At 46.6% G+C, this 23,840-nt stretch carries 21 protein-coding genes and 1 pseudogene; 13 read left to right on the plus strand and 9 right to left on the minus strand.

Annotated features, from left to right (window positions below; genetic code table 11):
- Positions 1-60 precede the first annotated feature (60 nt).
- A complete protein-coding gene (locus NSQ39_RS21720) occupies positions 61-1,317 on the plus strand; it encodes a M48 family metallopeptidase (RefSeq protein WP_046128889.1) in 1,257 nt (418 codons plus the stop codon).
- Positions 1,318-1,376: 59 nt separating this feature from the next.
- On the opposite strand, the gene NSQ39_RS21725 is transcribed toward NSQ39_RS21720, so the two are convergent.
- Positions 1,377-2,456, minus strand: coding sequence for a S8 family peptidase (locus NSQ39_RS21725; RefSeq protein ID WP_202049496.1), 1,080 nt, complete (start codon positions 2,454-2,456; stop codon positions 1,377-1,379).
- A 749-nt stretch (positions 2,457-3,205) separates the two neighbouring features.
- Between NSQ39_RS21725 and NSQ39_RS21730 the strand changes: the two genes are divergently transcribed.
- The 3 genes from NSQ39_RS21730 (at position 3,206) to NSQ39_RS21740 (ending at position 6,321) form a co-directional block, all read left to right on the plus strand.
- Entirely contained in the window at positions 3,206-4,168 is a 963-nt protein-coding gene (locus tag NSQ39_RS21730; protein ID WP_341017384.1) for an ABC transporter substrate-binding protein, read from the plus strand.
- Positions 4,169-4,303: 135 nt separating this feature from the next.
- On the plus strand, positions 4,304-5,302 hold the full coding sequence (locus NSQ39_RS21735; protein ID WP_175077593.1) for a FecCD family ABC transporter permease: 999 nt from the start codon (positions 4,304-4,306) through the stop codon (positions 5,300-5,302).
- Positions 5,299-6,321 (plus strand): FecCD family ABC transporter permease, encoded by a 1,023-nt coding sequence (locus NSQ39_RS21740; protein ID WP_175077592.1) that lies wholly within the window; start codon positions 5,299-5,301, stop codon positions 6,319-6,321. Before NSQ39_RS21735 ends, NSQ39_RS21740 begins: the two co-directional genes overlap by 4 nt.
- Positions 6,322-6,357: 36 nt before the next feature.
- Here the strand turns inward: NSQ39_RS21740 and NSQ39_RS21745 are convergent, their stop codons facing one another.
- From NSQ39_RS21745 to NSQ39_RS21755, 4 genes and pseudogenes are all read right to left on the minus strand, one after another.
- Positions 6,358-6,930, minus strand: coding sequence for a histidine phosphatase family protein (locus NSQ39_RS21745; RefSeq protein ID WP_175077591.1), 573 nt, complete (start codon positions 6,928-6,930; stop codon positions 6,358-6,360).
- 282 nt (positions 6,931-7,212) lie between these two features.
- Positions 7,213-7,719 (minus strand): methyl-accepting chemotaxis protein, encoded by a 507-nt coding sequence (locus NSQ39_RS23165; RefSeq protein ID WP_373688049.1) that lies wholly within the window; start codon positions 7,717-7,719, stop codon positions 7,213-7,215.
- Positions 7,720-7,971: 252 nt separating this feature from the next.
- Positions 7,972-8,505, minus strand: a pseudogene (locus NSQ39_RS23170) (protoglobin family protein); the annotation flags it as partial.
- Between the two features lie 104 nt (positions 8,506-8,609).
- Positions 8,610-10,139 (minus strand): FAD-dependent oxidoreductase, encoded by a 1,530-nt coding sequence (locus NSQ39_RS21755; protein WP_175077589.1) that lies wholly within the window; start codon positions 10,137-10,139, stop codon positions 8,610-8,612.
- 135 nt (positions 10,140-10,274) lie between these two features.
- Between NSQ39_RS21755 and NSQ39_RS21760 the strand changes: the two genes are divergently transcribed.
- Entirely contained in the window at positions 10,275-11,132 is an 858-nt protein-coding gene (locus tag NSQ39_RS21760; protein WP_175077588.1) for an SDR family oxidoreductase, read from the plus strand.
- 60 nt (positions 11,133-11,192) lie between these two features.
- Here NSQ39_RS21760 and NSQ39_RS21765 read toward each other — a convergent pair.
- Positions 11,193-12,748 (minus strand): IS3 family transposase gene (locus NSQ39_RS21765; protein ID WP_231947364.1). Its coding sequence is split into 2 segments (ribosomal slippage): positions 11,193-12,091 and positions 12,091-12,748, totalling 1,557 coding nucleotides; the frame shifts between segments, so codons are not numbered across the junction.
- Positions 12,749-12,871: 123 nt separating this feature from the next.
- Positions 12,872-13,105: an IDEAL domain-containing protein gene (locus tag NSQ39_RS21770; protein ID WP_046131314.1), complete on the minus strand. Its 234-nt coding sequence runs from the start codon at positions 13,103-13,105 to the stop codon at positions 12,872-12,874.
- A 270-nt stretch (positions 13,106-13,375) separates the two neighbouring features.
- On the opposite strand from NSQ39_RS21770, the gene NSQ39_RS21775 reads away from it, so the two are divergent.
- Positions 13,376-13,957, plus strand: a complete 582-nt coding sequence (locus tag NSQ39_RS21775; RefSeq protein ID WP_048406711.1) for a competence protein ComK — start codon at positions 13,376-13,378, stop codon at positions 13,955-13,957.
- Here NSQ39_RS21775 and NSQ39_RS21780 read toward each other — a convergent pair.
- Positions 13,951-14,316, minus strand: coding sequence for a hypothetical protein (locus NSQ39_RS21780; RefSeq protein ID WP_046131312.1), 366 nt, complete (start codon positions 14,314-14,316; stop codon positions 13,951-13,953). The genes NSQ39_RS21775 and NSQ39_RS21780 overlap by 7 nt on opposite strands.
- A 231-nt stretch (positions 14,317-14,547) precedes the next feature.
- Here NSQ39_RS21780 and NSQ39_RS21785 point away from each other — a divergent pair, with 231 nt between their 5' ends.
- On the plus strand, positions 14,548-15,159 hold the full coding sequence (locus NSQ39_RS21785) for a TVP38/TMEM64 family protein (protein ID WP_046131310.1): 612 nt from the start codon (positions 14,548-14,550) through the stop codon (positions 15,157-15,159).
- A gap of 12 nt (positions 15,160-15,171) precedes the next feature.
- Entirely contained in the window at positions 15,172-15,687 is a 516-nt protein-coding gene (gene lepB, locus NSQ39_RS21790) for a signal peptidase I (RefSeq protein ID WP_046131309.1), read from the plus strand.
- Positions 15,688-15,744: 57 nt separating this feature from the next.
- Here lepB and NSQ39_RS21795 read toward each other — a convergent pair whose 3' ends face one another.
- Positions 15,745-17,685 carry a S8 family peptidase gene (locus NSQ39_RS21795; RefSeq protein WP_175077611.1) on the minus strand — a complete coding sequence of 647 codons (1,941 nt, stop codon included), beginning with the start codon at positions 17,683-17,685 and terminating at the stop codon, positions 15,745-15,747.
- Between the two features lie 717 nt (positions 17,686-18,402).
- On the opposite strand from NSQ39_RS21795, the gene NSQ39_RS21800 reads away from it, so the two are divergent.
- The 5 genes from NSQ39_RS21800 (at position 18,403) to NSQ39_RS21820 (ending at position 23,810) form a co-directional block, all read left to right on the plus strand.
- On the plus strand, positions 18,403-19,464 hold the full coding sequence (locus NSQ39_RS21800; protein ID WP_175077612.1) for a tetratricopeptide repeat protein: 1,062 nt from the start codon (positions 18,403-18,405) through the stop codon (positions 19,462-19,464).
- A gap of 166 nt (positions 19,465-19,630) precedes the next feature.
- Positions 19,631-20,674: a LacI family DNA-binding transcriptional regulator gene (locus NSQ39_RS21805; protein WP_175077613.1), complete on the plus strand. Its 1,044-nt coding sequence runs from the start codon at positions 19,631-19,633 to the stop codon at positions 20,672-20,674.
- Between the two features lie 106 nt (positions 20,675-20,780).
- On the plus strand, positions 20,781-22,037 hold the full coding sequence (locus NSQ39_RS21810) for an ABC transporter substrate-binding protein (RefSeq protein ID WP_175077614.1): 1,257 nt from the start codon (positions 20,781-20,783) through the stop codon (positions 22,035-22,037).
- Between the two features lie 15 nt (positions 22,038-22,052).
- The gene (locus tag NSQ39_RS21815) at positions 22,053-22,979 is read left to right on the plus strand and encodes a carbohydrate ABC transporter permease (protein ID WP_175077615.1); all 927 of its coding nucleotides are present in this window, start codon (positions 22,053-22,055) and stop codon (positions 22,977-22,979) included.
- Between the two features lie 9 nt (positions 22,980-22,988).
- A complete protein-coding gene (locus tag NSQ39_RS21820; RefSeq protein ID WP_373688050.1) occupies positions 22,989-23,810 on the plus strand; it encodes a carbohydrate ABC transporter permease in 822 nt (273 codons plus the stop codon).
- Positions 23,811-23,840 lie beyond the last annotated feature (30 nt).

Consider the following 23,840-nt stretch of genomic DNA (forward strand, 5'->3'; position numbering starts at 1 on the left):
ACTTTGCAGCAAAAAGCCTACAATAGAAATAACCGCTATTTGAGAAGGGGTGATTCGTCCATGCGGAAATGGATCGCGGGAGCCTGCCTGCTTTATGTGTTGTACGGACTTTTTTTCTACTGGTATCTCTTCAAGACCGGGGATTCTTCCGTTCCCGAGGCGCTGAAGGGGACAAGCGCAGATCCGGAGACATTCATGAACAAAAAAGAACTGATTCTCACAGAAGATTATTCGAAGATCAAAGATTTTATATTTTTTCTCAGGATTCCGCTTGAGTGGTTTCTGTTTTTTATTCTCTTGATCGCCGGTTTATCGCGAAAGATGACGCATTGGGCTGAGCAAACGTCAAGATTCAAGGCTGTTCAAATCGCTGCATACGTTTTCGTCCTCTTTCTGATCGTGACGGCCGCATCTTTGCCGCTCGACTGGATCAGTTATCAGTATTCGCTCGACTACGGAATTTCAACACAGTCGACTGCAAGCTGGATCAAAGACCAGGTCATCGATTTTTGGATCAGCTTTCCATTAACCGCAGCAGCTGTGATGGTGTTCTACTGGCTGATGAAAAGGAGCGAAAAACGCTGGTGGCTCTTTGCGTGGCTTTTGACCGTGCCGGTTACGCTGTTTTTATTCTTTCTGCAGCCTGTCGTCATCGATCCTTTGTACAACGATTTTTATCCGCTGAAAAACAAAAAGCTTGAACATGACATCCTTAAGCTGGCCGATCAGGCTGACATTCCCGCAAATCACGTCTATGAAGTGGATATGTCGAAAAAAACGAATGCGTTAAACGCATATGTGACAGGGATTGGCGCTAACAAACGGATCGTGCTTTGGGACACGACGCTGAACAAGCTCAATGAGCCGGAAATTTTATTCATCATGGCGCACGAAATGGGTCACTATGTCATGAAGCACGTATATAAAGGACTTGCCGGATATCTGCTTTTATCACTAGCCGGATTGTATGTCATTGCCAAGCTTTATAAATGGATCATCAGGCGCTATGGAAACAGTCTGCATATTAAAGGGAGCACAGACTTTGCCGCACTGCCGTTATTGCTGCTATTGACAGGGGTGCTCACCTTTACTGCCTCTCCGTTTACAAACGCGGTGTCAAGGCATCAGGAAAAAGCCGCAGACGAGTATGCCGTCGAATTGACCAAAAACAAAAAAGCCGCTGTGACCGCCTTTCAGGAGCTGTCAAAAGCGGGCTTAAGCGAGGCAAATCCGCCGTTTCTCGTCAAAATTTTTAAATACGGGCATCCGACCATCATGGAGCGGATTCAAAATGTCGAACAAAACGCTGACAAATGAAGAAAAAGCTAATGTTTAGAAAACACTAGCTTTTTCCATGGGTTATTTGTTAAAATATGTTACTGAGCGGCAGCTTCCACATTGATCAGCCCTTTGCCATAGTAGAAAGAATCTCCCAAATTAGTCGCGGTGCTTGAGAGGCGGTCGCGAACTTGGGAAGCTGAAAGCGTAGGGTATTTAGACAAGATCAAGGCTGCTGCTCCCGCTACATGAGGCGAAGCCATTGAAGTTCCGTTCAAAGTAGCGTAAGTGTTGGAAGGGTATGTGCTGTATATGCTGACGCCCGGAGCCACTACATCAAGCTCTGGACCGACGCTTGAAAACGAAGCTCTCTGGTTGCTGCTGTTAACTGCACCTACAGCAATGACAGAGTCGTATTTTGCAGGGTAGCCGATCGTACTAGAGCTGCCTGATGTTCCGCTGTTTCCCGCTGCCGCCACTACGACGACGCCGCTTGCGTATGCTTTGTCAACAGCCTGTTTCAGCGCAGTTGAGCCTGATGTTCCGCCAAGGCTCATATTGATGACATCCAAGTTGTTCGCCGTGGCCCACTCGATTCCGCTGACGATCGCGCTGTATGTTCCGCTTCCGCTTGAATTCAACACTTTAATAGCGTATAGGGAGACATTTGGCGCAACGCCCAAAACGCCAATTGAATTGTCAAGCGCCGCCACTGTTCCGGCAACATGCGTGCCGTGCCCGTTTCCGTCAGTATTGTAGCTTTCACCAGAGACAAAGCTTGCTCCGCCGACGACATTTAAGTCTGAATGAGAAGCAGCGATCCCCGTATCGATGACACCGACTTTCACATTAGCTCCTTTATATCCTTGAGCCTGTACTTTGTCAGCCTTGATTTGCGGAATGCCGTAAGGAACCGTTTGTGCCAGCGCATGAGCGACGTGATCCTCTTCCACGTAGGCAACGCTTGGATCATTTTTCAGCTCTTTTACCGCATCCTGATCGAGCGTCGCTTTTGCGGCGTTGATGATCTTGAATTGCTTGTCCACTTTTCCGCCGCTCTCTTTAATGACATCTTTTTTGACTGCTGCTGTTTTTACCGATGACTTAAATCCGACAATATAATCCTTTTCTACATCTTTCGCCGGCTGTTCAGCAGAAGCCGGATTGCTGAAAGCCATTGTAAAAACAAGCAAAAGGGCCGTCAGCACGCTAAGCCATAAACTCCTCTTTTTCACCACTAATCACTCTCCTCCATTTTTATTCAGAATAATTGAAATATGATGATAATATCTTCTATTCCAATTATTCTGTTAATTTATTATATAGAAAAAATGAAATATATGGTAGACCTATTTTTTTGAAAAAATATATTTGATTTTTCGAGCTTCTTTTCCTATTTTAGAACAAATCTAAAGGTCTTAAGAATGAAACTAGCCGATTTTTTATACCGGCCGATCGTGTGAAAAAGGTCGTGATCCCCAATAGCTGCAAGGCGTCATGCATCCTCTCATTTTGTGAAAATATTAAATGCATAACATAAAAAATGATTGTAAAATATGCAGGCTTACTAAAGGAATGCTCATGGTGCTGATCGGTGCGCCTTTATGGGGTATCTCGGGAAGCTCTGCAACATGGGGTTGGGCGGCCATTGTGTTTGTCGTTTTGTTCGGTACGGCTCTCGCGTTTGCTTTTACATAGGAAGCCTTTCATTCCTCTCGCCGAAAAAACAAGCTGTCCTAAGCTGGCTGCATGTTCCTTTCAATGAGGCGGGTACGGCGATGATCATCATAACGGTCATTTGACTTTCTCCCGGCTAGGAAAGAGGAGTTTGTTTTCTTTTTTTTATAGTGATAATGATTATCATTGTCATTATGCTGTTCTGTTGCTATAATAATTTCAGTCTACATAAAGAAAAAAGGAGATACATATGAAGCTTAGATATTTTACGATTCTATCTTTTGTCTTTCTCATCACTGTTTTGTCCGCCTGCTCAGGTTCGGGAGGGAGCGCTTCAAATTCCGGCCGGGATACCGTAACGGTTAAACACGATCTGGGCGAAACGAAAGTGCCCAAACATCCGAAAAAGGTTGTCGTCCTTGAGTTCGGATTTATCGACGCCCTGTTGGATGCAGGCGTGAAACCGGTCGGCGTCGCAGATGACGGAAAGCCGAAGTTTATAAATGAACAAGTAAGAAAAGAAATCAAAGGCTATACATCAGTTGGGACACGGGCGCAGCCAAGCTTTGAAAAAATCGCGGCATTAAAGCCCGATCTGATTATCGCGGATTCAAGCAGACACAGCGGTGTATATGACAAGCTGTCGAAAATCGCGCCGACGATTGCGCTGAAAAATTTAAATGCCGACTACCAGGATACGATTGATGCTTCCCTTACGATTGCAAAAGCGGTCGGAAAGGAAAGCGAAATGGAGAAAAAAATCACCGAACATAAAAAAAAGCTGGGACAGCTGAAAGAGAAGCTCTCTGACAAAAAACAAAGCGTTCTTCTGCTCGGCAATACGAATGAAGCTGTCACAGTCCGTGACCAAAACTTCTTCACCTCCCAGCTGTTGACGAATATCGGCTATACATACGCGGTAGGCGACAGCAAAAAAAGCAATGCTGAAAACGGCGAGTCCGTCAACATTAAAATGACCGTCGAACAGCTTCTCGAGAAAGACCCGGACGTCATCATTTTAATGTCGGGAGAAAAGGATAAAGTTGATCAAAACGGAAAACGGCCGCTTGAAAATGATCCGCTTTGGAACAAGCTGAGCGCCGTCAAGCATCACAAAGTGTATAAAGTCGACAGGTTCGCATGGTCGCTTCGCCGCAGCATTGACGGAGCAAATGCCGTGATCGATCAAATCGAAAATGATATTCTGAAATGAATTTTTGATGTTAGGATGTTAGGCGCCGACCCCGGTGCCTATCGATACATGACCGGCTGTTTTTAATGCGGTTTCTGTGCATGCTTTTTCAACAAAGCATGCGCTTGTTTTTTACGAGGAAGGTGATCTGCTTTCATGAAAAAGGTGCTTTTGACCCGCATCGCTCTCATTATTCTTTTATTCGTATGTTTTACGCTTTCCGTTTCGGTCGGTTCTGCCAATATTGCGCTTTCTGATATATGGTCGGCCATCTTTTCATACGGCGATTCAAAATTGGATTCTATCATTTTATCCATTCGGATCCCGCACGCTTTGGAAGCTGCTTTGATCGGAGCGAACCTTGGAGCTGCGGGCGCGCTCATGCAGGCGGTTACGAGAAATTCCCTCGCGTCACCAAGCATTTTTGGCATTAATGCCGGGGCCTCGGCGGCTGTCGTTTTTTTGACGGTCGTGTTTCCGGCTGCCGCCGTCCCGATGATGACGATGGGGACGGCGTTTATAGGAGGAGCCGTTGCCGCCGTAACCGTTTATGCGATCGCTTCTGTTTTCAGCGAAAATCAGCGGGATATCAGCTTTGCGTTAGTCGGTGTCGTCATTCAGGCGATCCTTGCGTCCGTTACGCAGATGCTCCTCATTTTTCATGAGGAGTCGACGGAGACGATTTTGTTTTGGCTTTCGGGGTCATTAGCAGGGAGTTCGTGGGAAAAGCTTGGGTTTTTGATTCCTGTCAGCTTTCTTGGATTGCTGATTGCTATTGCCTTAGGAAGAACGGCCTCCGTTCTTAGCCTGGGCGATGACATATCTCAAGGGCTGGGGCAAAAAGTGTGGATCAGTAGGATGCTGATCGCCGTCACCGTCATCGCGCTTGCCGGGGTTTCCGTAGCGGCAGCAGGCCCGATCGGGTTCATCGGTTTGATGGTTCCTCATATGATCCGCTATATGATGGGGGCTGATTATCGGACGGTTATTCCATATTCGGCGATCTGTGGCGCGTTGCTGCTTCTTGCGGCGGATATTGCTTCACGCTTTGTTTATTATCCGTATCAGACGCCGGTCGGCGTCGTCACGGCATTCATCGGAACGCCCTTTTTTATTTATTTGGCGCGGAGACGAAAAGAGGGATCGGCATCATGAACAGCAAAACAGACATAACAAAAAGGCAACGCAGAAAGCCGGCAGCCGTACTTGTCATTCTTCCGGTTTTCCTGCTGCTTTTGGCAGCGGCCAATTTAATGATCGGCGATGAGAAGTTTCCGCTCGGAGATGTGATCACATCTTTGGCGGGGCAGGGCGATCCGGGAATTCGGTTTATGGTGATGGAGTTCAGAATGCCGCGGGTCATCCTGGCCGTGCTTGCAGGCAGCGCCCTCGCTGTTGCGGGTGTTGTCGCCCAGTCGCTGATGAGAAATCCGCTCGCCGCCCCTGACACGCTCGGGATAACGGGGGGAGCGGGGCTCGGCGCGGTCATTGTCACTGTGCTGTTTTCAGAGCATTGTTCCATCTTATTGACGGGAGCTGCTTTTTCCGGGAGCATCGTTGCGGCCGTTTTTGTTTATGTGTTGGCTTATCGAAACGGCATCTCACCGTTGCGGCTGGCACTAGTCGGGATTGCCGTCAACGCTTTCTGCCATTCAGGGATTCAGCTTTTGATTTCAAGGGGAAGTCCGAATGTTAACAGCGCTTTAATCTGGCTGAACGGAAGCTTGTGGGGAAGAAGCTGGAATGATGTGCTTTCTCTGTTCATCTGGTGCTGTCTGCTCATTCCGCCCGTGTGGCTTGCGGCAAAGCCGCTTGATATCATCAAATCCGGGGACGCGATTGCCACAAGCGTTGGCGTCCGGCTTGAAAGGACGCGGTTTTTGCTGCTTGCCGCGGCTGTCATTTTGACGGCTGCTTCCGTAACCGCTGTAGGGACGATCGGTTTTATCGGGCTGATGGCGCCGCATATTGCGAAAAGGCTGGCAGGCGTTGAATCCCGCATCCTGATCCCCGTCTCAGGAATGGTCGGCGCCATTATCCTGCTTCTGGCAGATGCGGCGGGGAGAGGGCTGATCCCGCCCGTTGAAGTCCCGGCCGGTTTGATTGCAGCCGTGATCGGAGGTCCTTATTTTATTTATTTGCTGCGGCGTGAAGCGAAGCGCAGCAAAACGTAACATGCGGACGGCAGCCGAATCTGCCGTCCGCATGTGTTAATCGGATAGATGCTCTGAAAGGTTATAGTCTTGAACATGCCATTTATTTTCATGGAAATGGATATTGCTCAGGCAGGCGTTGACGAGTTTCGTGTTGTCAAGGTTGACGTCCCCGTTTGAAATCCTGGACAAGAGCGCGTGAATCGCCGCTCCGTGGGCGACGATCAGCACTTTTCGATTCGGGTATTGCCCGCTGACCTTTTGAATGCCGGCCATCATCCGTTCTGTCAACGCCTCTTTTGATTCCTGGTTCGGATAATTTTTATCTGGGTACAGCTTCATTCTTTCCTCAAACGGCATACCCTCTGCATCCCCGTAATTTCGTTCGATGAAATCATCCATTTCGACAATATCAAGCCCGAGGTACTGGTTGATGATGTCTGCCGTTTCCCTGGCTCTTTTTAACGGGCTGGAAATGATGACGTCCCAGGATGTGTTTTTTAAATATTCTCCGGTTTTTTTTGCCTGTCTTCTTCCGGTTTCATTCAAAGGGATATCGGTTCTTCCCTGAAGTTTTCCTAAAGCGTTCCAGTCGGTTTCTCCGTGCCGGATTAAGCAAATCGCAGTCATAAAAAAAAGATCTCCTTTCAAACACGAGTGCACGTTTTTATATGATACAACCATTATACTAAAATTCAAAACGGGTACTCACTAATTTGGCCGGCATTCCCAAGCCGCGGTCTCAAGATGTTCCCTGATCGCCAAAGTTCCTCTTTAGATTCAGTTTATGATAAAAAAACCCAAGTTCTTGGGCGAACGCCGCAATTTTTCCAGCAAACGGACCCGTGCCAGGATTACGGTTCAGTGTCAAATAAATCCACAGATAAGGGTGATCTGTGGATTGTTTCAAGCTTATTTTTCTGTCAGTTCGACAAGCGAATCGACAGAAGCAGCGACTTGTGATACCGCTCCGTTTACCTCTTGAAGACCGCTTAAAAAGGATTTCAGATCCTCTTCGATCTTGCCGCTTTGATTTTTGCTGAGCTTCATGCTGCCGACGATGTCATCGAATAAATGATTGATCTCTGCCATTTTTTCTTTGCTTTTGACCACAAGCTGATTTACCCCTGTAATGTGTCTGGTCACGATTCCGATCTGCGCGTTTGTGTTATCGACAAGCTCTGAGACCGTTGAGACGGTTTTTTTCGTATCGTCGGAAAGCTTTCTGACTTCATTGGCGACAACGGCGAAGCCTTTTCCGTGTTCCCCGGCCCTCGCCGATTCAATCGAAGCGTTGAGCGACAGCAGGTTCGTCTGCTCGGCGATGCCCGTTACAATGCCGAAAATCTTTTCGATTTGGCCTGCGATTTCTTCCAGCTTTTTAATTTCCTGCTCGATCTCGGTCATGCTGCTTCCCATCTTGTTCAGCTGCTGTTCCTGTTCCTCGAGTTCCTTTTTGCCGCCGATTGATTTTTCTTCGACAGAACTCGCCGTCTTCGTTCCAGCTCTCGATCTTTTGGTGATGTCTGCCGATTTGTCGACCAGCTCCTGAACAGCGCCCGTCGTTTCTGCAAACAATGCGGCAAGCGAGCCTGACGTATCCTTGATTTGCCTGTGAAGTTCGGCTTTCCGCTCTTCTTCAAGCGTACGGATTCTAGCATGCTCTTCTTCATAGGCTTCCAAAACGATCTGCTGTTCAATGTTGAAGATTTTCGTGACCGCCTTGACGGCCCGCATGTATTCACCGGCGGTTAAGGTGCTTTCAAATAATGCCAGGAATGATAGAAGAAGGTCTTGAAAGCCGCACAAGTACCACTTTGGAAGAAGCCCGATCTTCAAATGAACGTGGGCGATCCGGATTCTTTTTTCTAAAAACGCTTCATCGATGATTCCGGAAAACATTTCGCTTATATGGATGGAGAGCGTCTTTTTCAAGCGGTCGACCGTACTGTTGTCATGGATGATGTCCATCAGCGAGCTTTCATGCTCAAGGTTTTGATAAAACCGGGCGACGATGGTCTCGATATGCTCTGAAACCAAAGGCTTCAGCTTGCTCAACACCCAGAGGTCTTCATTCGTCAAACCGACCATGGCGAGCTGCTTTTGAAATTCTGGATGATCCGAAAGCCTGATTCTGTTTGTTTTGTCATTGCCCCTTTCAGCCAATAGCGAGCGTTCTGTCTTTCTATCCTTTTTGAATAACACAATCCGTATCCCCCTGTAAACGATAATAAAAATGCCGGATTTTAAAATTTTCCAGCATTTATCTTTTTTATCGGCTGTTCTTTTCTTTTTTTTAGCGGGGGATGCTAGCTTTTGGGATCATTTAACGGTGCGACCGCAGGACCTTCCACCACTTCGCCGTCGATTGAAAATCTCGAACCGTGGCATGGGCAGTCCCATGTCTTTTCTCCGTCATTCCATTCGACCTCGCAGCCCATATGGGTGCATGTCGTATCGACGGTATGGAGCCGCCCGTTTTCATCGCGGTATGCCCCGGCCCGTTTTCCTCCGATTGAAACGACCGATCCCTCTCCTGGGGCAAGCTCATCAGGGATGCGGAGCGGCTGTTCAAGCTTTCCTTCAACAAGGTGTCGGGCGACGTCTGTATTAAAGGAAATCGCTTTTTTGATGCTCGGATCAGGATGAAAGCGGGAAGGGTCGAAGATTTCCTTATACGGATTGCTTTCGTTTGTAATATGGTCGGTCATGATTTGAGCGGCGAGCGTGCTCGACGTCATGCCCCATTTTCGGAATCCGGTCGCGACAAGGATCCTTTTTTCTTTCGGATAAATCGGTCCGATATAAGGGATTTTATCAAGGGTGATTAAATCCTGTGTCGACCAGCGATAGAGGATGTCTTCGATGCCGAGTACACTTTCTGCGAACGACTTAAGGGCTCTGTAATACTCTATCGTATCTTTTCCCTGGCCGGTTTTATGGCTTTCCCCGCCGACAATCACCATGTTTTCGCCGCCGATTGTGACCGAACGCAGCGACCGGGAAGGCTGGTCAATGCTTAAATACATGCCGCCCGGGTAAGGGTTTTTTGGCTTGACGGCAAGTACGTAAGACCGGCTCGGTTCAAGCCTTGCAAAGTAAAAGCCTTTTTTATCATGAAACGGAAAGTGCGTACAGCACACCACATAATCGCTGATGATCATATGCCCGTTTGTCGTCAGCACCTTCGGATGATCTCCTTCTTTGATTTCCTTAGCGGCCGTGTTTTCGAACAGTTTTCCGCCCGCTTTTTGAACGGCGCCGGCAAGATGTTTCAAGTAATGGAGCGGATGAAACTGCGCCTGATTTTTCATTATGAGGCCGGCTTTAATATCGATCGGGACGGGAAGGTCCTTGATGAATTCCCTTTCAATCCCGAGCTTCTGATAGGCTTCATGCTCTTTTCTGATCTTTTGGACCGATTTTTCTTCCGTTGTATAAATACAGGCGTCCTGTTCTTGAAAATCGCAGGAGATGTTTTGTTCATGAACGAGATTTCTGATGAATGAAAGAGCCTGGAGATTCGCTTCATAATAAGCCCGCGCTTTAGACATTCCGATATGGTTGATCAGTTCATCATAAATCAAGTCATGCTGGGCGGTAATTTTTGCGGTCGTATGCCCCGTCGTTCCGTTCAGAATGCGTCCTGCTTCAATCAAAACGACGCGATATCCTTTTTGCGTCAACATGTATGCCGTCGTAATCCCGGTCATGCCGCCTCCGATGATCGCGACATCCGTCTTCACATCCTCCGTAAGCTCCTGAAATGAAGGAAGGTCAGTGCTGTCTCTCCAATACGATTCAGGCGAGTCAGGCAGTTTTTGCTCATGGTGTGTCACAATGTTCCCTCCAAATGTGTTTTGTTCTTACATTTTCCAATGTAGAAATATTCATGCGCGGGAAACGGCTTGTCATAAAAATTTGATTTATCCATAAAATAGTAAGGTTTAATTGATGTGAAGGAGGAAATCACCTTGAGTAAACAGCCGAAAAAAATACTGCCTCCCCAGCACCAGAACCAGCAGCCCGGATTGGAGTATGTGATGAACCCCCGTCCCGTTTTTGACAGGCCGAAAAAGGCGAAAAAACTGGCCGGAAAAACAGCGATTATTACAGGGGGAGACAGCGGGATCGGCCGGGCGGTGTCCGTTTTGTTTGCGAAGGAGGGGGCAAACGTCGTCATCGTTTATTTGAATGAGCACCGCGATGCGGAAGAAACGAAGGCTTATGTCGAAAAAGAAGGCGTAAGCTGCATGCTGATCGCCGGAGACATCGGGGATGAAGCGTTTTGCAATGAGGCGGTCCGCCGGGCGAATGAAGCATTTCCGACGATTGATATCCTTGTCAATAATGCAGCTGAACAGCATCCGCAGAAAGGAATCGAAAAGATCACGAGCCATCAGCTCCTCAGGACGTTTCAAACCAACATTTTTTCGATGTTTTACTTAACAAAAGCAGTTCTGCCCCATATGAAAAAAGGCAGCTCGATTATTAATACGACGTCGATTACGGCGTATGCCGGCAATGAAAGGCTGATCGATTATTCATCGACGAAGGGAGCGATTACGTCGTTTACGCGATCGCTTGCTTTATCGCTCGTTGATCAGGGTATCCGCGTCAACGGCGTGGCGCCGGGACCGATTTGGACGCCGCTGATCCCGTCGACGTTTACCGAAAGGGAAGTCGAGGTGTTCGGCTCGACGACGCCGATGGGGCGTCCGGGACAGCCTGTCGAAGTAGCGCCGAGCTATTTGTTTCTGGCGAGCGACGATTCCTCTTACATGACCGGGCAGGTGCTCCATGTCAACGGGGGAACGATCATAAACGGATAAAAAGGACAGGCGGTATGATCTGCACCCTGTCAAGTAGACAGTGGAAATAACTAAAACACACTAGACGGCTTTAGCCCTGTATTCCACTGGGCTGAGGCCGTTTAGTTTTTCTTGTAGACGATCGTGGTTGTAAAAGTGGATATATTCATCAATTGCGCTTTGAAGTGCCTCAAATGTCTCGTACGAATTCCGTCTGTATTTCTCGCATTTTAATTTCCCCCAAAACGACTCAATGGGGCCGTTATCAATACAGCGGCCGACGCGGGACATACTCTGTGTCATATTTGCGTTTTCAATCATCCTTCTAAACTGGTGGGACGTGTATTGAAAACCTCTGTCGCTGTGAAGGAGAGGACGTGCGTTTGGGGCTGCCTCAAGCGCTTGGTTCAAGGTTTTAAACACAAGGGCGTTATTATTGGATTTCCCCAGCACATAAGACACGACCATTCCCTCATGAAGATCTAAAATGGCACTGAGGTACGCTTTCCGATGGCCGTATTTTAGCTCTGTCACATCAGTCACCCATTTTTGATTTGGTTTGTCCGCTTTAAACTCTCGATTCAGGATATTTTCGGACACATGTTGAGGCGTCGCTTTGCCGTAACGTTTTTTCTTCCGCCGAATGACACACTCCAGCTTGGCAATTTTCATCAGCCGATAGATGCGCTTATGATTGAGGCGCTCTTTAAAGCGGCGGTTCATGTTTAAGGTCATTCTGCGGTATCCGTAGATACCGCCAATTTGTTCGTGAAGTAGCGCCATTTTGGCGATAATCTTTTCATTCTGTTTTTCTCTCGCTGAAGGTACTCGGCTCCTCCATTTGTAATACCCCTGGCGCGAAACTTCGGCAATCTCACATAACATTTGGACAGAAAAGCCTTCTTTTCGATTCAGCTCTAAAATGGCGAGATATCGATCTTCGTACCGAACCTGACTTAGAACCGCCTCCTTTTGATCTCTTCCAACTTTTTTAAGAACGCATTCTCTGCGCGCAAACGCTCATTTTCCTGTTCCAGCCGTTTGTTTTCCCGTTGAATTTTTTCTTCAGGTGTCAGTTCTTCTTCGGTTTTGCGTTTCCCTCGGTTGTCTTTTAAGGCCTCTTCTCCGCCTTCTTGATACTTTTTCACCCATTGATACACCTGTTGGTAGGAGACTTGATGAATCTCCATTGATCTGGCGTAGTCCTTTCCATGAGCTAGACAATCCTTCGCAATCTCAATCCGTTCTTCCAATGAAACGTTCTTCCGTTTGGTCATCAAACGATTCCTTCCTCTCCCGCTGTCTTTTAACGTTTTATGACCATTATAAAGCTCAACCCACTTCATGAGTACGGATTTACTGGAAATCTTATATTTTCTCGAGATTTCTCTTTGAGAGTAGCGTCCGGATAAGAAGTCTTTCACGGCATTGTATTTTAATTCTGCGGGATAGAACTTATGGCGCTTTGAACGTTCCAAACTCTCCACACCCGCCATATCATGCGATGTTCTCCATTCACGAATCGTTTCGGCATGAATGCCATATTTTTCTGCGATCTCCTTCACCGAATTATTGCCCTGATCACATTCTGATAGAATATTCAATTTTTCTTCTTTTGAAAACCATTTTCCAGCCATGAAAAAACTCCCCCAAGGCAAACAGATTTTTTTATTTCATCTGTCTACCTTTAGGGGAGCATATCAGTAAGCGCTTGGCCTTTTTGCGTATAAAAAAGCCAATCCTTTCCTGGGGATTGGCTGTTATGCGTGCAATTTCAACGCGGTATATTCTCTTGAAAGCTCAAGGAAAGATTGTTTATCTCCTTTGTCCAATGCCTCATTAATTTTCTCATACAGCAAGTTCAAGCGCCGTTTAAACAACGACTCATCAAGGACCATTTGAATGTAGATGTCCGTGATGGTTACATCAAGTTCTTTTACCTTTTGGTTATTGCGGGACTTCATGAGCTCAGCGTACGACTTTTTCTCTTTCATAAAGATTCCCCCTGATGCCTTTTTTATAGTATATGGATTGCAAATAAAAAAATCAATAAGTATTTAAAATTTTTAGATAATTATTCGAAAAAGCGTCTTTATAAGAAGAAAAGGGTATAGATTAGGACGGAAAACTTGATTTTTTCGGATTAAAACATAAAAATGGCATTTTAAAAACATATTTTCAAATTAATTGAAAAAATCCTGTCGTTTCTAGTAGGATAATGTTAGATTAATAGTATAAATTGACTAATGGTTGGGAGGATCATGATGAGCAATACCGAAGATTTGACAAGAGATTCTTATGAAGTAAACAGTTCGACAATGGCAGTTCTGCCTCTTGATGATGGAAAAACGCCCGCCTCAAAAGTGCTTGAAACCGACAGGACATTTCGGGTCAATATGAGACCTTTTCAAATCATAGAGAGAAGCTGCCGTTATTTCGGTTCAAGCTATGCGGGGAGAAAGGCCGGCACGTACGAAGTCATTAAAGTTTCCCATAAGCCGCCGATCATGGTGGATCATTCAAACAATATTTTTCTTTTTCCCACATTCTCCTCTACAAGGCCTCAATGCGGGTGGCTTTCCCATGCGCATGTTCATGAATTCCGTGCGGCTAAGTATGACAATACATTCGTTACGTTCGTAAACGGTGAATCGCTGGAGCTGCCGGTGTCAAGCGCATCTTTCGAAAATCAGGTTTACCGCACGGCATGGCTGAGAACGAAATTTCTCGACCGGATTGAAGGGAACGCCGCGCCGAAAAAACAGGAATTTATGCTGTATCCGAAGGAGGATCGGAACCAGCTGATCTATGAATTCATCCTCAGGGAGCTGAGAAAGCGCTATTGACCGGGCTCTGCCGCGAATAAATAATGCTCCAAAAGAGCGGAGACCTGGTTGCGGATACGGGGGTTGAAGTAATTGTGCTCTTCCTCGTATCCTTCGTAAATGAAGCAATACATCGTAAACGCTTCGTCCCGGGACACTTCGTGAATTTTGACTTTCCGTCTGCGCAAATCGTTTTTTACATCGTGTAAATCGCGCTGCGCCAGCTTCAGCGCCTGCTCGATCAGGCGCAGATAAGGATCTTTAAGCTTAAACGGGCTCTGCTGAACGATGGCGATATCCCTGTTTAAGATGCTGATGGTCATTGGAAGATAAATAGCCTTTTCAATCGTGTCCCTGACATCGGAGGGAATTCTCGTCATGGCTTTTCTCCTCTTTTCATTTCTGTTTAGGAACGTTTGTTCTGTTTTTATTGTACACGAAAGTCCTTTCTTTTTTCAAGAACGGGAAAAAAAGACTAAAATGCGCCGGTTGTTTCAGACTAATAAAGAATCCGCGGCCGGACGTTTCTTTAAAAACCTCCGGAGCCCGATCATTTAAAGTTTCGGCTTTAACGTGTAGAATAGAAGTAGACAACTGTATGAGGAGAATAAATGTTGGAGCAATTGTTCAGTTATTTTACAGAAGAGAATCTAACACAATTTTTTCAAAGCTATCGGGCTTTTGGTCCGTTTGCCGCCATATTGCTGCCGTTCATAGAAGCGATTCTTCCGTTTTTGCCCCTCATCGTATTTATCGTCGCAAATGTGAATTCGTTCGGCTTGTGGGAGGGGTTCATTTTGACGTGGATCGGCGCTTCAGCAGGCTCAATTGCGGTCTTTCTGTTTATCCGCCATTTCGGCCAGCAAAAGGCGCTTGGTTTTATACGGAGGCATCAGTCGGTGAAAAAGCTGATGACCTGGCTGGAAAAGCGCGGCTTCGGCCCGTTGTTCCTGCTGCTTTGCTTTCCATTCACGCCTTCGGCAGCGGTAAATGTTGTGGCGGGGCTTTCAAGGATCAGCCCTGTGCCTTTTTCGCTTGCGGTGCTTTGCGGAAAGTTTGTGATGATTTTTATTGTCAGCTTTATCGGCCATGACCTGAAGGCGCTGTTTACGCAGCCTTTGCGAACAGCTGCTGCCATCATCGTCATTATGATTTTATGGTACGCCGGAAAGCGGCTCGAACATCGCTTGAACGTGAAATTCAGCCAGAGAGAGAATGACTAGGGGGACATAAATGTGAAAAAGCGCTTTTTGGTCATCGCCGCGGCACTGTTAATCGTCCTTGGTATTCAGGTGAAAAACGCCGTTTTCATCGAATATAAAGTAGAAGGGGTCAGCATGAATCCGACCTATCAGGAGGGCAACACGCTTCTTATCAACCGCTTTGCCCATCATTTTCAAACGATCCACCGCTTTGACATCCTTCTGTTTAAAGGACCTGAGAAAGATGTGTTCATTAAGCGGGTCATCGGTCTTCCGGGCGAAACGCTTAAATATGTGGATGACCAGCTGTACATTAATAACAAACCGGTGAAAGAACCTTATTTGGATGATTTAAAGGAGGTTACCGCAGGGGGCGATCTGACCGGGGATTTTACTCTGGAAGAGGTAACGGGAGAGAAAAGGGTTCCCCAGAACCATTATTTTGTCCTTGGAGACAACCGGATTCACAGCTATGACAGCCGCCATTTCGGTTTTGTCTCAGACAAGGAGATTGTCGGCATCGTCGCTGAACGGATTGATAAAAAGTAATGGCCGGAAAAAAACCTTTAAGCCTGACATGATCATGGCTTAAAGGTTTTTTGTGCGTTACTTTACTTTAATCGCATTCAGCCGTTTCATCAGCTTCGTTCTTGCAGAAGATGCTTTCAGCTGTTTAACCGCGGATTGTGCGGAGGCTTTTGCCTTTTTCGTTTTGCTTTTCTCGGCCGCTTTTACTTTTGCTTCAGCGCTTTTTACTTTTTTGCTGTAAGATGCGGCTGCCTTCTTTTTTGCAGCGTCAAGCTTTTTTTGCAGGTTTGTCTTGTCTTTTCCCGAATCGAGTTCATTGACGGCTTTTTGAGCTTTGGCGATATTTGAGTCATTTGCTGCTTTTTCGGCCGAAGTTACAGCCTGTTTTGCTGTTTTGATGAGGCTTGCTCTGACCGCATTGAGACGTTTTTGCAGCTTCGTTTTCGCAGAACCGCTTGGCAACTGGCTGACCGCTTTCTCAGCGTCTTTTAGATTTGTTTTATTTTTCTTCTTTTCAGCTTTAGTTACTTTTTCCGCCGCTTTGTCAATCGCTTTTGCCATATACCTCTTTACATTGTCCAGCCGCTTCTGAAGATTCGTTTTTGCGATTCCGTCCGGCAGCTTGTTGATGGCCGATTGTGCTTCGCCAACGCTTTTTTCGGTTTTGTACTTTTCCGCAAGGCTGACTTTGCGTTTTGCATCCGCAAGGTTTCGCTCTGACTGAACATTGTCCAGCCGTTTTTGCAGCTCATTTTTCTCTGATGAATCGGGAAGCTTGCCGACGAGCTTGCGTGCGGCGTCAATATCAGATTGCAGCTTTGTTTTTTCAGCGTTTTCAACGGCTTTTCTTGCCGCTGCAAGCGCTGCTGACTGTGTTTCTTTGTATTGGATAAGACCGTAGCCAAACAGCTGGTCGCGGCCGGCATCTCCTAAATCGTTGACATTTTGCTGCAATTGCTGCCTGAGTCCGGCGCTTGTTTCATTTGGATACAGTTGTTTTAAAAGCGCAAGCATGCCGGTTACGTGCGGCGTGGCTTGAGATGTGCCGCTTCCTGCAGCAAATTGCTGGTGTAAATACGTACTGATGATTGACGTGCCGGGAGCGGAAAATTCAACATCTGCTCCGGTGTTGGAAAAACCGGCAATCCCGTTTTCTTCATCAGTTGCGGAAACAGCGATGACGCTGCTGTAGGCGGCCGGATAATCGACAGGATGTCCGTTTCCGTCGTTTCCGCTTGCCGCAACCAGTAAGATCCCTTTTTGATAGGCTTTATCGACGGCATCATGAAGGATTTGGCTGTCGGTAGACGTGCCAAGGCTCATATTGATGACATTGACGCCATGTTCGATTGACCAGTCGATTCCTTTGAGAATGCTTTCAAGATCGCCCGTTCCGTTTTGATCGAGTGCTTTGATTGCATACAGTTGGACACCCGGAGCAATCCCGTCGATTCCATAGTCATTATGCTTGGCTCCGATAATCCCGGCGACATGCGTTCCGTGGCCGTTATCATCGCTGTATGAGGACGTATAACTGACCGTTGACGTGCCGCCTGAAACGGTAAGCTCATCATGGGCGGAGATTCCGGTGTCGATTACCGCGACTTTCACATTTTTCCCCGTAAGTCCGGCACTCCAGGCTTTTTCAGCCTGAATCGGCTTCAAATTCCATTGTTCAAATGAATCTGAATCTTCACCGATTTCATCTGATAATACTTTGAATTCGGTGCTGTCGGCTGCCGTAAATGAGACGTTTTTTTCAACGTATAAAATATCGGGATCATCTTTTAAGTCCTGTACTGTCTCTTTGTCAGCCGTAACGGCGACGGCGGGAATATGTTTGTATTGATGATCGACGGATTCGCTGTTCTCCAGCGCCGTTTCTTGTCCGCTTTTGTTTTTGTAAACGACGATGACCCCGCTTCCGTGCTGCTGGCCTTCAGCATGAACGCGGGGGGACATGGCGAAAACACCTAAAAACAGCATGACAGAAGCAGCGGTTTTCCATAACTTTGTCATAAAGCTCTCCTCCTTTTTCATTTTACGGGGTTCGCTCTATATATCGGTAAAAAGACCTTCGTTTCAAAGAGAAAAGAGGATTGAAAATTCGAAGAATAAAACGGTTGTAAATTTTCAGATATAAAATATGATCAATTTCGCACCAGGATTTACAAAGTTTTTGCAGCGGTGACCCCGTTCATATTATTGGCATGAAGCGGAGAAGGAAGTGAGGTCTGGCCGGCTATGCTGTGCAGCATATGTTTGATTGGTCAGTTGTTTTTAAGATGAATGGGCCGGCAAGAACCATACGTACATCAGGAAAAGACCTATGTATAATGACTTGATTCAAGCGGCTCAGGCGAAAGGGCGGGCGGACTGATAGATATACAATTCGGGATCGCGGAATTAAGATTCCAGCAGCGTCTGTCAAACGGCATTGGCTGCAATCATGCTGGATAAATGGGTGCCGACCGTCTGGAGGAAAATGCATTTGTGAAACAAAACACCGGCTAAAAAAGAACTGAGCTGCAGCTCTTCGGGCGGAAACGGGAAAGTTCTGCCTGACCGGGCATCCTGCTATTACACCGATGTTTACGGCCTCGATCGGAAACGTCCCTGCTGTAAAAGGACGTTTTTTTGTGATAATGAGAAAATAGACCTAGTTATATAGGTGTGATAAAAGGTAAGATATAGTATGATATAAAAATATAGCATTCAGGAAGAAAGGAGTTCTCCATGAATAAGATTCCCGCGGAGGAAGCAGCCAACATTCTGAACTCATGGTACCGGGCTATCGAGGAAAACGATACAGAACAGTCGGTACGATTATTTAAACAAGCCAAGCCATTAGTAAAGGAAATGGAAGAAAGCGAAGCGTTCCTCACCTATTACGCACTTCTAGAAGAAATGCATAACGGCATGCCGGACGACAATAGAGGGGAAGGATATGGCGACTCACACTTGATTTCGTATTATTTTCACCTTTTTTCCGGAGCATACGAAAGCTATAAGAAAAATGATCAGCAGGCGATCGGCTTTTACAAAACGGCCGAAAAAAAACTTGCCCATGTGGACGATCCGATAGAAGCCGCGCGATTTCACGAAAAAATCGGCAAATTGTATTATGACTTAGGAGAAAACTTGATGTCGCTGAGCCACACAAGACAAGCGATGGAGATTTTCCAGGATCATGGCGGTTACGCTATGAATCTTGTCTCGGTCTACATGACGATGGCGGACAATTATACTGAGATGGGAAAATATAAAGAAGCGGAACAATTTTTGGCTGAAGCAGTCAAAACAGCGAGGGCTGCAGGTGACCATGTCAAGGAGGCGCACGCCTTCCATCACTACGGCCTTCTTTATTCGGCCATGGACAAGCCGGAAGAGAGCATTACATATTTGGAAAAAGCCTTGAAAGATAAAGCATACGCCGCATCAGACCACTACTTTCAATCCGTTTATTTATTGATAAAGGAGCTTTTCAAAACCGGCGGGCACGACCGGGCGATCGTTTACTATACGGAAGGGAAAGAAAGGTCACGAGAGGCTTGTAATGACATATTTGACGCGAAAGTTGATGCCCTATACTCCGTCTATCATGAAAAAGCGTTTGACGATTGCAAAAAAAGCCTTGCCGCCTTATTGAAACGAAAGCAATATGACAGCGTGCGGGAACTTTCGCTCATAGCGGCCAATGTCTACAGCAAAAAGGCGCTTTATAAAGAAGCCGCGCATTTTTTCCTTGAAGCGATTCAGACGGAGGAGATGATGAAAAAAGCGGCGGTAATGCAATGAAAAGCTGCTACTTGCGGCTCAGCGGCAAAAAAGCATTTGGATTTGACCAAATGCTTTTTTGTTTGAATCAAAATATTTTTAATATTGAAAACATTCTTTCTGTTTGTTAAGATGTCTTTAGTAAACATTTAGTGAAATTGGATGAAGTATGCATTGGGGGGTTAAAATGGCAACCATAAAAGATATCGCGATGGAAGCGAAGGTTTCTGCAACGACGGTTTCAAGAGTGCTCAACCACGATCAGTCTTTATCAGTTACACCTGAAACAAGGCAGCGGATCCTGGATATTGCAGAGCGGTTCGGCTATAAAAACAACCGCAGGCGCCGCAATGAACATGAGTATGCAGGAAGCGGGGAAAGCCCGCGGATCGGCATTGTCGTCTGTCAGTCGCAGGAGGAGGAATTGAATGATCCGTACTTTTATTCGATCAGACAGGGAATTGAAAGCGAGTGTTTTGAAAAAGGGGTCTTTATCACGAAATTTATTCAATTAAGCAGCATCCGCTTCAATCAGCCTGTGTCGGACGTCGACGGTTTGATCGTGATCGGGAGAATCAATATTACCGGTTTGAAGCACAGCATCGGCGATTTAAAAAACATTGTATACATCAACCATACAGACGGCGAAGAGCAGTACGATTCCGTTGTCGTCGATTTTCAAAAAGCCACGGGACGGGCACTCAATCATCTGATATCGCTCGGCTATTCAAACATCGGATATATCGGAGGCCGGGAGAAAGAGCATTTTCGGGCAAGCGACCGCAAAACGGAAGCGGTTGAAATTGAAGATAAGCGGCTGACAACGTTTATGCAGTTGACCGGTGCGGAAAGCTCCGACAATATCTATGTCGGCGAGTATTCGATGCAGGAGGGCTATGAACTGATGAAACAGGCGATTGCGAAAAAGCGAGTGCCTGATGCTTTTTTCATTGCCAGTGATTCAATGGCGATCGGCGCTTTGCGGGCTTTGCGCGAATCGGGCTTCAAGGTTCCCGGCGATGTGGCGATTGTCAGCTTCAACGGCATTGAAGCGGCCAAATATGCGAATCCTGCTTTAACGACTGTTAAAGTGCCCACAGAGGAAATGGGGCGGACGGGCGTCAAATTGCTGCTCGACCGTATGAGAGGAAGAAACCTTCCGTTGCAAGTCACTGTTCCCTCGGAGCTCATCATTAGAGAAAGCTGCGGGTTTCACAGGCGGCAATGCTGAAATCCTCAGGCCGCAGTTATGAAGGAGGTGATTACTAAATTTCAGTAAACCAAAAATGAAAGCGTTTTTTTTGGAATCTGATTCATAAGGAATGAGGTGAAGCTTGATGAAAAAATTAATGTTTTCTTTTATTTTCCTCGTTTTGCTGGCCGGTACGGCAGCAGGCTGCTCGGGAAGAAGCGCAGGACAGCAGAATGGCGGGGTCACGCTGACGCTGTTTTCAACAATGACCAATGACAATGAAAAAAAAGCGCTCAGAAGCGTGGCCGATGATTTTGAAAAAGAAAATGAAGGCATCAAGATCGATATCAACTTTCCCGGCGCAGACTATGAAAATATGCTTCGCGTAAAGATGGCGGCAAACGATATGCCTGATTTATTCGATACTCACGGCTGGGCGAAAATCCGCTACGGAGAATATGCTGCCGATTTGAAGGATATGAATTGGACGAAACATCTTGACCCCGGCCTGAAACCGATTTTGAAAGATGAAACGGGGAAAGTATACGCATATCCGTTCAATCAGGCAAAGGACGGAATCACCTACAACGCCGGCCTCTTAAAGAAATATCATATCAAGCCGCCCGAGATGCTGGACGAACTGATGAAGGCGCTTGTGACGATCAAAGAAAAAAGCAGCGGCAGCGTGATCCCGTTTTGGTTTGCCGGTTCAGACAAGGGTTCACTGGCACAGTTTTATGATCAGCTTGCCACCCCTCTTCTCATCACAGATGAAAAGCACAATGAAAAAGAAGCGCTTGAGAAAGGGACATTTGATTGGTCCGAATATGCGCGTTTGGCCAAGATCTTTAAAGAAATGCAGGAGAAACAACTCATTAACGAAGATATTTTGACGGCGAAACCCTCCCAGCTTGTCGAATTGATGGCTCAAGGGAAAATCGGCTTTACCCTCTCGACTACCTCGATCGGCCCTGATACGAAAGAAGTCAATCCGGATATACAGCTTGGCATCGTTCCGACACCCGCCATTCATAAAGGAGACAAACCGAGCTGGATCGGAGGAGAGCGTCATACAATCGCTGTCTGGAAAGATTCAGAACACTTGAAGGAAGCAAAACGGTTTATCGAATTTGCCGCACAGCCAAAAAATGCGAAAAAGATCGCTGAAGCCACTTCATTTCCTCAAGCATTGACCAACACCAAGGCTGACAACTACTATTCTAAGTTTTACGAACAATATCGGGATATGAAAATCGAGCCCTATTTTGACCGCGTTTATTTGCCGAGCGGGATGTGGGACGTCATGGGGACGACGGGGCAGGAGCTGCTTGCCGGCACACTAACGCCGAAGCAGGTTTCAGAAAAAATAAAAGACGAATACATCAGGCTGAAAGGCCAATAAAAAGAAGGTGAAGAGATGAGCGAATTAGCAAAAGAAAGAAGCCTTGCCGTTCTAAGAAAAAGCAGAAGGCCGTCATGGAAGAAAAGCGCCTCGCTCTGGTGGATGTATCTTCCGGCTCTTTTCCTTGTCTCAGTGTTTATCATCTATCCGTTCGCAAACGGGATCAAAATCACGTTTACGAATTGGAACGGCTTTTCCCAATCGCACGAATGGGTGGGGTTTAGCCAATATAAACGGATGCTCGCCGATCCGGCTACATGGCTTGTTGTCAAAAACACCCTCTTGTACGGGCTGGGCAGTACGATTTTGCAAAATATGGTCGGGCTTCTTTATGCCCTGCTGCTGTTTCAAAGCGTCAAAATGAAAGCTGTAATGAGAACGGTCGTCTACTTGCCGGTAATTATCAGCCCGCTCATTATGGGATATATCTGGTATTTTTTCTTTTCTTATGAAGGCGGCGCATTGAATGATGTGATGAAGCTGTTTGGCGCCGGCCCGGTAAACGTGTTAAGCAGCCCGGAAATCAACCCGTGGATTATCGTTTTCGTTAATTCGTATCAATTCGTGGGCATTGCAATGGTGATCTATTTGGCAGGACTGGGAAGCATTCCGCAAGACTTTTACGAAGCAGCTGAAATCGACGGGGCCAGCGCTTTTCAGCAGTTTTGGAAGATTACGCTTCCGCTTTTGATGCCCTCGGTGACGATCAACATGGTGATCAATATCATCGGCGGATTAAAGCTGTTCGATGTCATTCTGGCGCTGACGGGCGGCGGTCCGGGCAATGCTTCACAATCAATGTCGACGTTTATGTATGATTTGTATTTTAAGAGGCAGGATGCGGGATATGCGGCGACACAGGGCGTCTTCATGGCGGTAATGATCCTTGTGATCAGCTTTTCGGCTCTCATCTATTTTAAACGCAAGGAGGTGGAAGCGTAGATGAAACGTATGCAAAAAAAGAAACGCATCCTATTGACAGGGCTGGCTTTATCTATTGCAGTCCTGCACCTTGTTCCGTTCTACATTTTGCTTACGACGGCGCTGAAACAAAAGGGGGATTTCAGCTCGAAGTGGAAGCTCCCCGAAGAATTCAGTATCGCCAATTTTACGGAAGCGTGGGATAAAGCCGGTTTAACAAACTCATTTATCAATACTGCGATCATTACGTTCGTTTCCGCTCTGCTGCTCATTTTCATCGGCTCACTGGCCGCATATCCGCTTGCCCGGCGCCGGACAAAGCTGAATCAGGCCGTCTATTTTTTGTTTATCGCCATCATGATCATCCCGCCGCTATCGTCGATGGTTCCTTTATACAAAATGGTGGTGGAGCTCGGGATGATGAATACGCATGCGGTAGCGATTCTGAACAATACAGCGGCTTATATGCCTCTCGCGATTTTTTTATATGCCGGTTTTATCCGTTCGACCATTCCGAAAGAACTGGAGGAAGCTGCCAGGATGGACGGGGCGGGTACGATGGGGATTTTCTTTAACATCGTTTTCCCGTTGCTGAAACCGGTAACAGCGACTGTTTGCATTATTGCCTGCGTCTTCATTTGGAATGACTATCAATTTTCGATCTTTTTCCTGCAGGATAAAGAAGTGCAGACCCTCACCGTTGCGATTGCCGGCTTTTTCGGCCAAAACGCGAACAACCTGCATCTGGTGGCTGCCGCCTCGCTGATGGCGATGCTGCCGATGACGATTTTGTTTTTATTCCTGCAAAAGTACTTTATCAAAGGATTGTCATCAGGAGCACTTAAAGGATGAATCACAAATTGATCAACAGGGGGAAAATGA

The organism is Bacillus sp. FSL W8-0848 (genome assembly GCF_038007805.1).
Taxonomy (GTDB): Bacteria; Bacillota; Bacilli; order Bacillales; family Bacillaceae; genus Bacillus; species Bacillus glycinifermentans.

What these genes read in the sequence shown, in the direction of transcription:
- NSQ39_RS21720 (WP_046128889.1), top strand. Translation starts at nt 61, where the DNA reads ATGCGGAAATGGATCGCGGGAGCCTGCCTGCTTTATGTGTTGTACGGA.
- NSQ39_RS21725 (WP_202049496.1), bottom strand. Translation starts at nt 2,456, where the DNA reads ATGGCTTTCAGCAATCCGGCTTCTGCTGAACAGCCGGCGAAAGATGTA.
- NSQ39_RS21730 (WP_341017384.1), top strand. Translation starts at nt 3,206, where the DNA reads ATGAAGCTTAGATATTTTACGATTCTATCTTTTGTCTTTCTCATCACT.
- NSQ39_RS21735 (WP_175077593.1), top strand. Translation starts at nt 4,304, where the DNA reads ATGAAAAAGGTGCTTTTGACCCGCATCGCTCTCATTATTCTTTTATTC.
- NSQ39_RS21740 (WP_175077592.1), top strand. Translation starts at nt 5,299, where the DNA reads ATGAACAGCAAAACAGACATAACAAAAAGGCAACGCAGAAAGCCGGCA.
- NSQ39_RS21745 (WP_175077591.1), bottom strand. Translation starts at nt 6,930, where the DNA reads ATGACTGCGATTTGCTTAATCCGGCACGGAGAAACCGACTGGAACGCT.
- NSQ39_RS23165 (WP_373688049.1), bottom strand. Translation starts at nt 7,719, where the DNA reads ATGGGAAGCAGCATGACCGAGATCGAGCAGGAAATTAAAAAGCTGGAA.
- NSQ39_RS21770 (WP_046131314.1), bottom strand. Translation starts at nt 13,105, where the DNA reads ATGAAAGAGAAAAAGTCGTACGCTGAGCTCATGAAGTCCCGCAATAAC.
- NSQ39_RS21775 (WP_048406711.1), top strand. Translation starts at nt 13,376, where the DNA reads ATGAGCAATACCGAAGATTTGACAAGAGATTCTTATGAAGTAAACAGT.
- NSQ39_RS21780 (WP_046131312.1), bottom strand. Translation starts at nt 14,316, where the DNA reads ATGACGAGAATTCCCTCCGATGTCAGGGACACGATTGAAAAGGCTATT.
- NSQ39_RS21785 (WP_046131310.1), top strand. Translation starts at nt 14,548, where the DNA reads ATGTTGGAGCAATTGTTCAGTTATTTTACAGAAGAGAATCTAACACAA.
- NSQ39_RS21795 (WP_175077611.1), bottom strand. Translation starts at nt 17,685, where the DNA reads ATGACAAAGTTATGGAAAACCGCTGCTTCTGTCATGCTGTTTTTAGGT.
- NSQ39_RS21800 (WP_175077612.1), top strand. Translation starts at nt 18,403, where the DNA reads ATGAATAAGATTCCCGCGGAGGAAGCAGCCAACATTCTGAACTCATGG.
- NSQ39_RS21805 (WP_175077613.1), top strand. Translation starts at nt 19,631, where the DNA reads ATGGCAACCATAAAAGATATCGCGATGGAAGCGAAGGTTTCTGCAACG.
- NSQ39_RS21810 (WP_175077614.1), top strand. Translation starts at nt 20,781, where the DNA reads ATGAAAAAATTAATGTTTTCTTTTATTTTCCTCGTTTTGCTGGCCGGT.
- NSQ39_RS21815 (WP_175077615.1), top strand. Translation starts at nt 22,053, where the DNA reads ATGAGCGAATTAGCAAAAGAAAGAAGCCTTGCCGTTCTAAGAAAAAGC.
- NSQ39_RS21820 (WP_373688050.1), top strand. Translation starts at nt 22,989, where the DNA reads ATGCAAAAAAAGAAACGCATCCTATTGACAGGGCTGGCTTTATCTATT.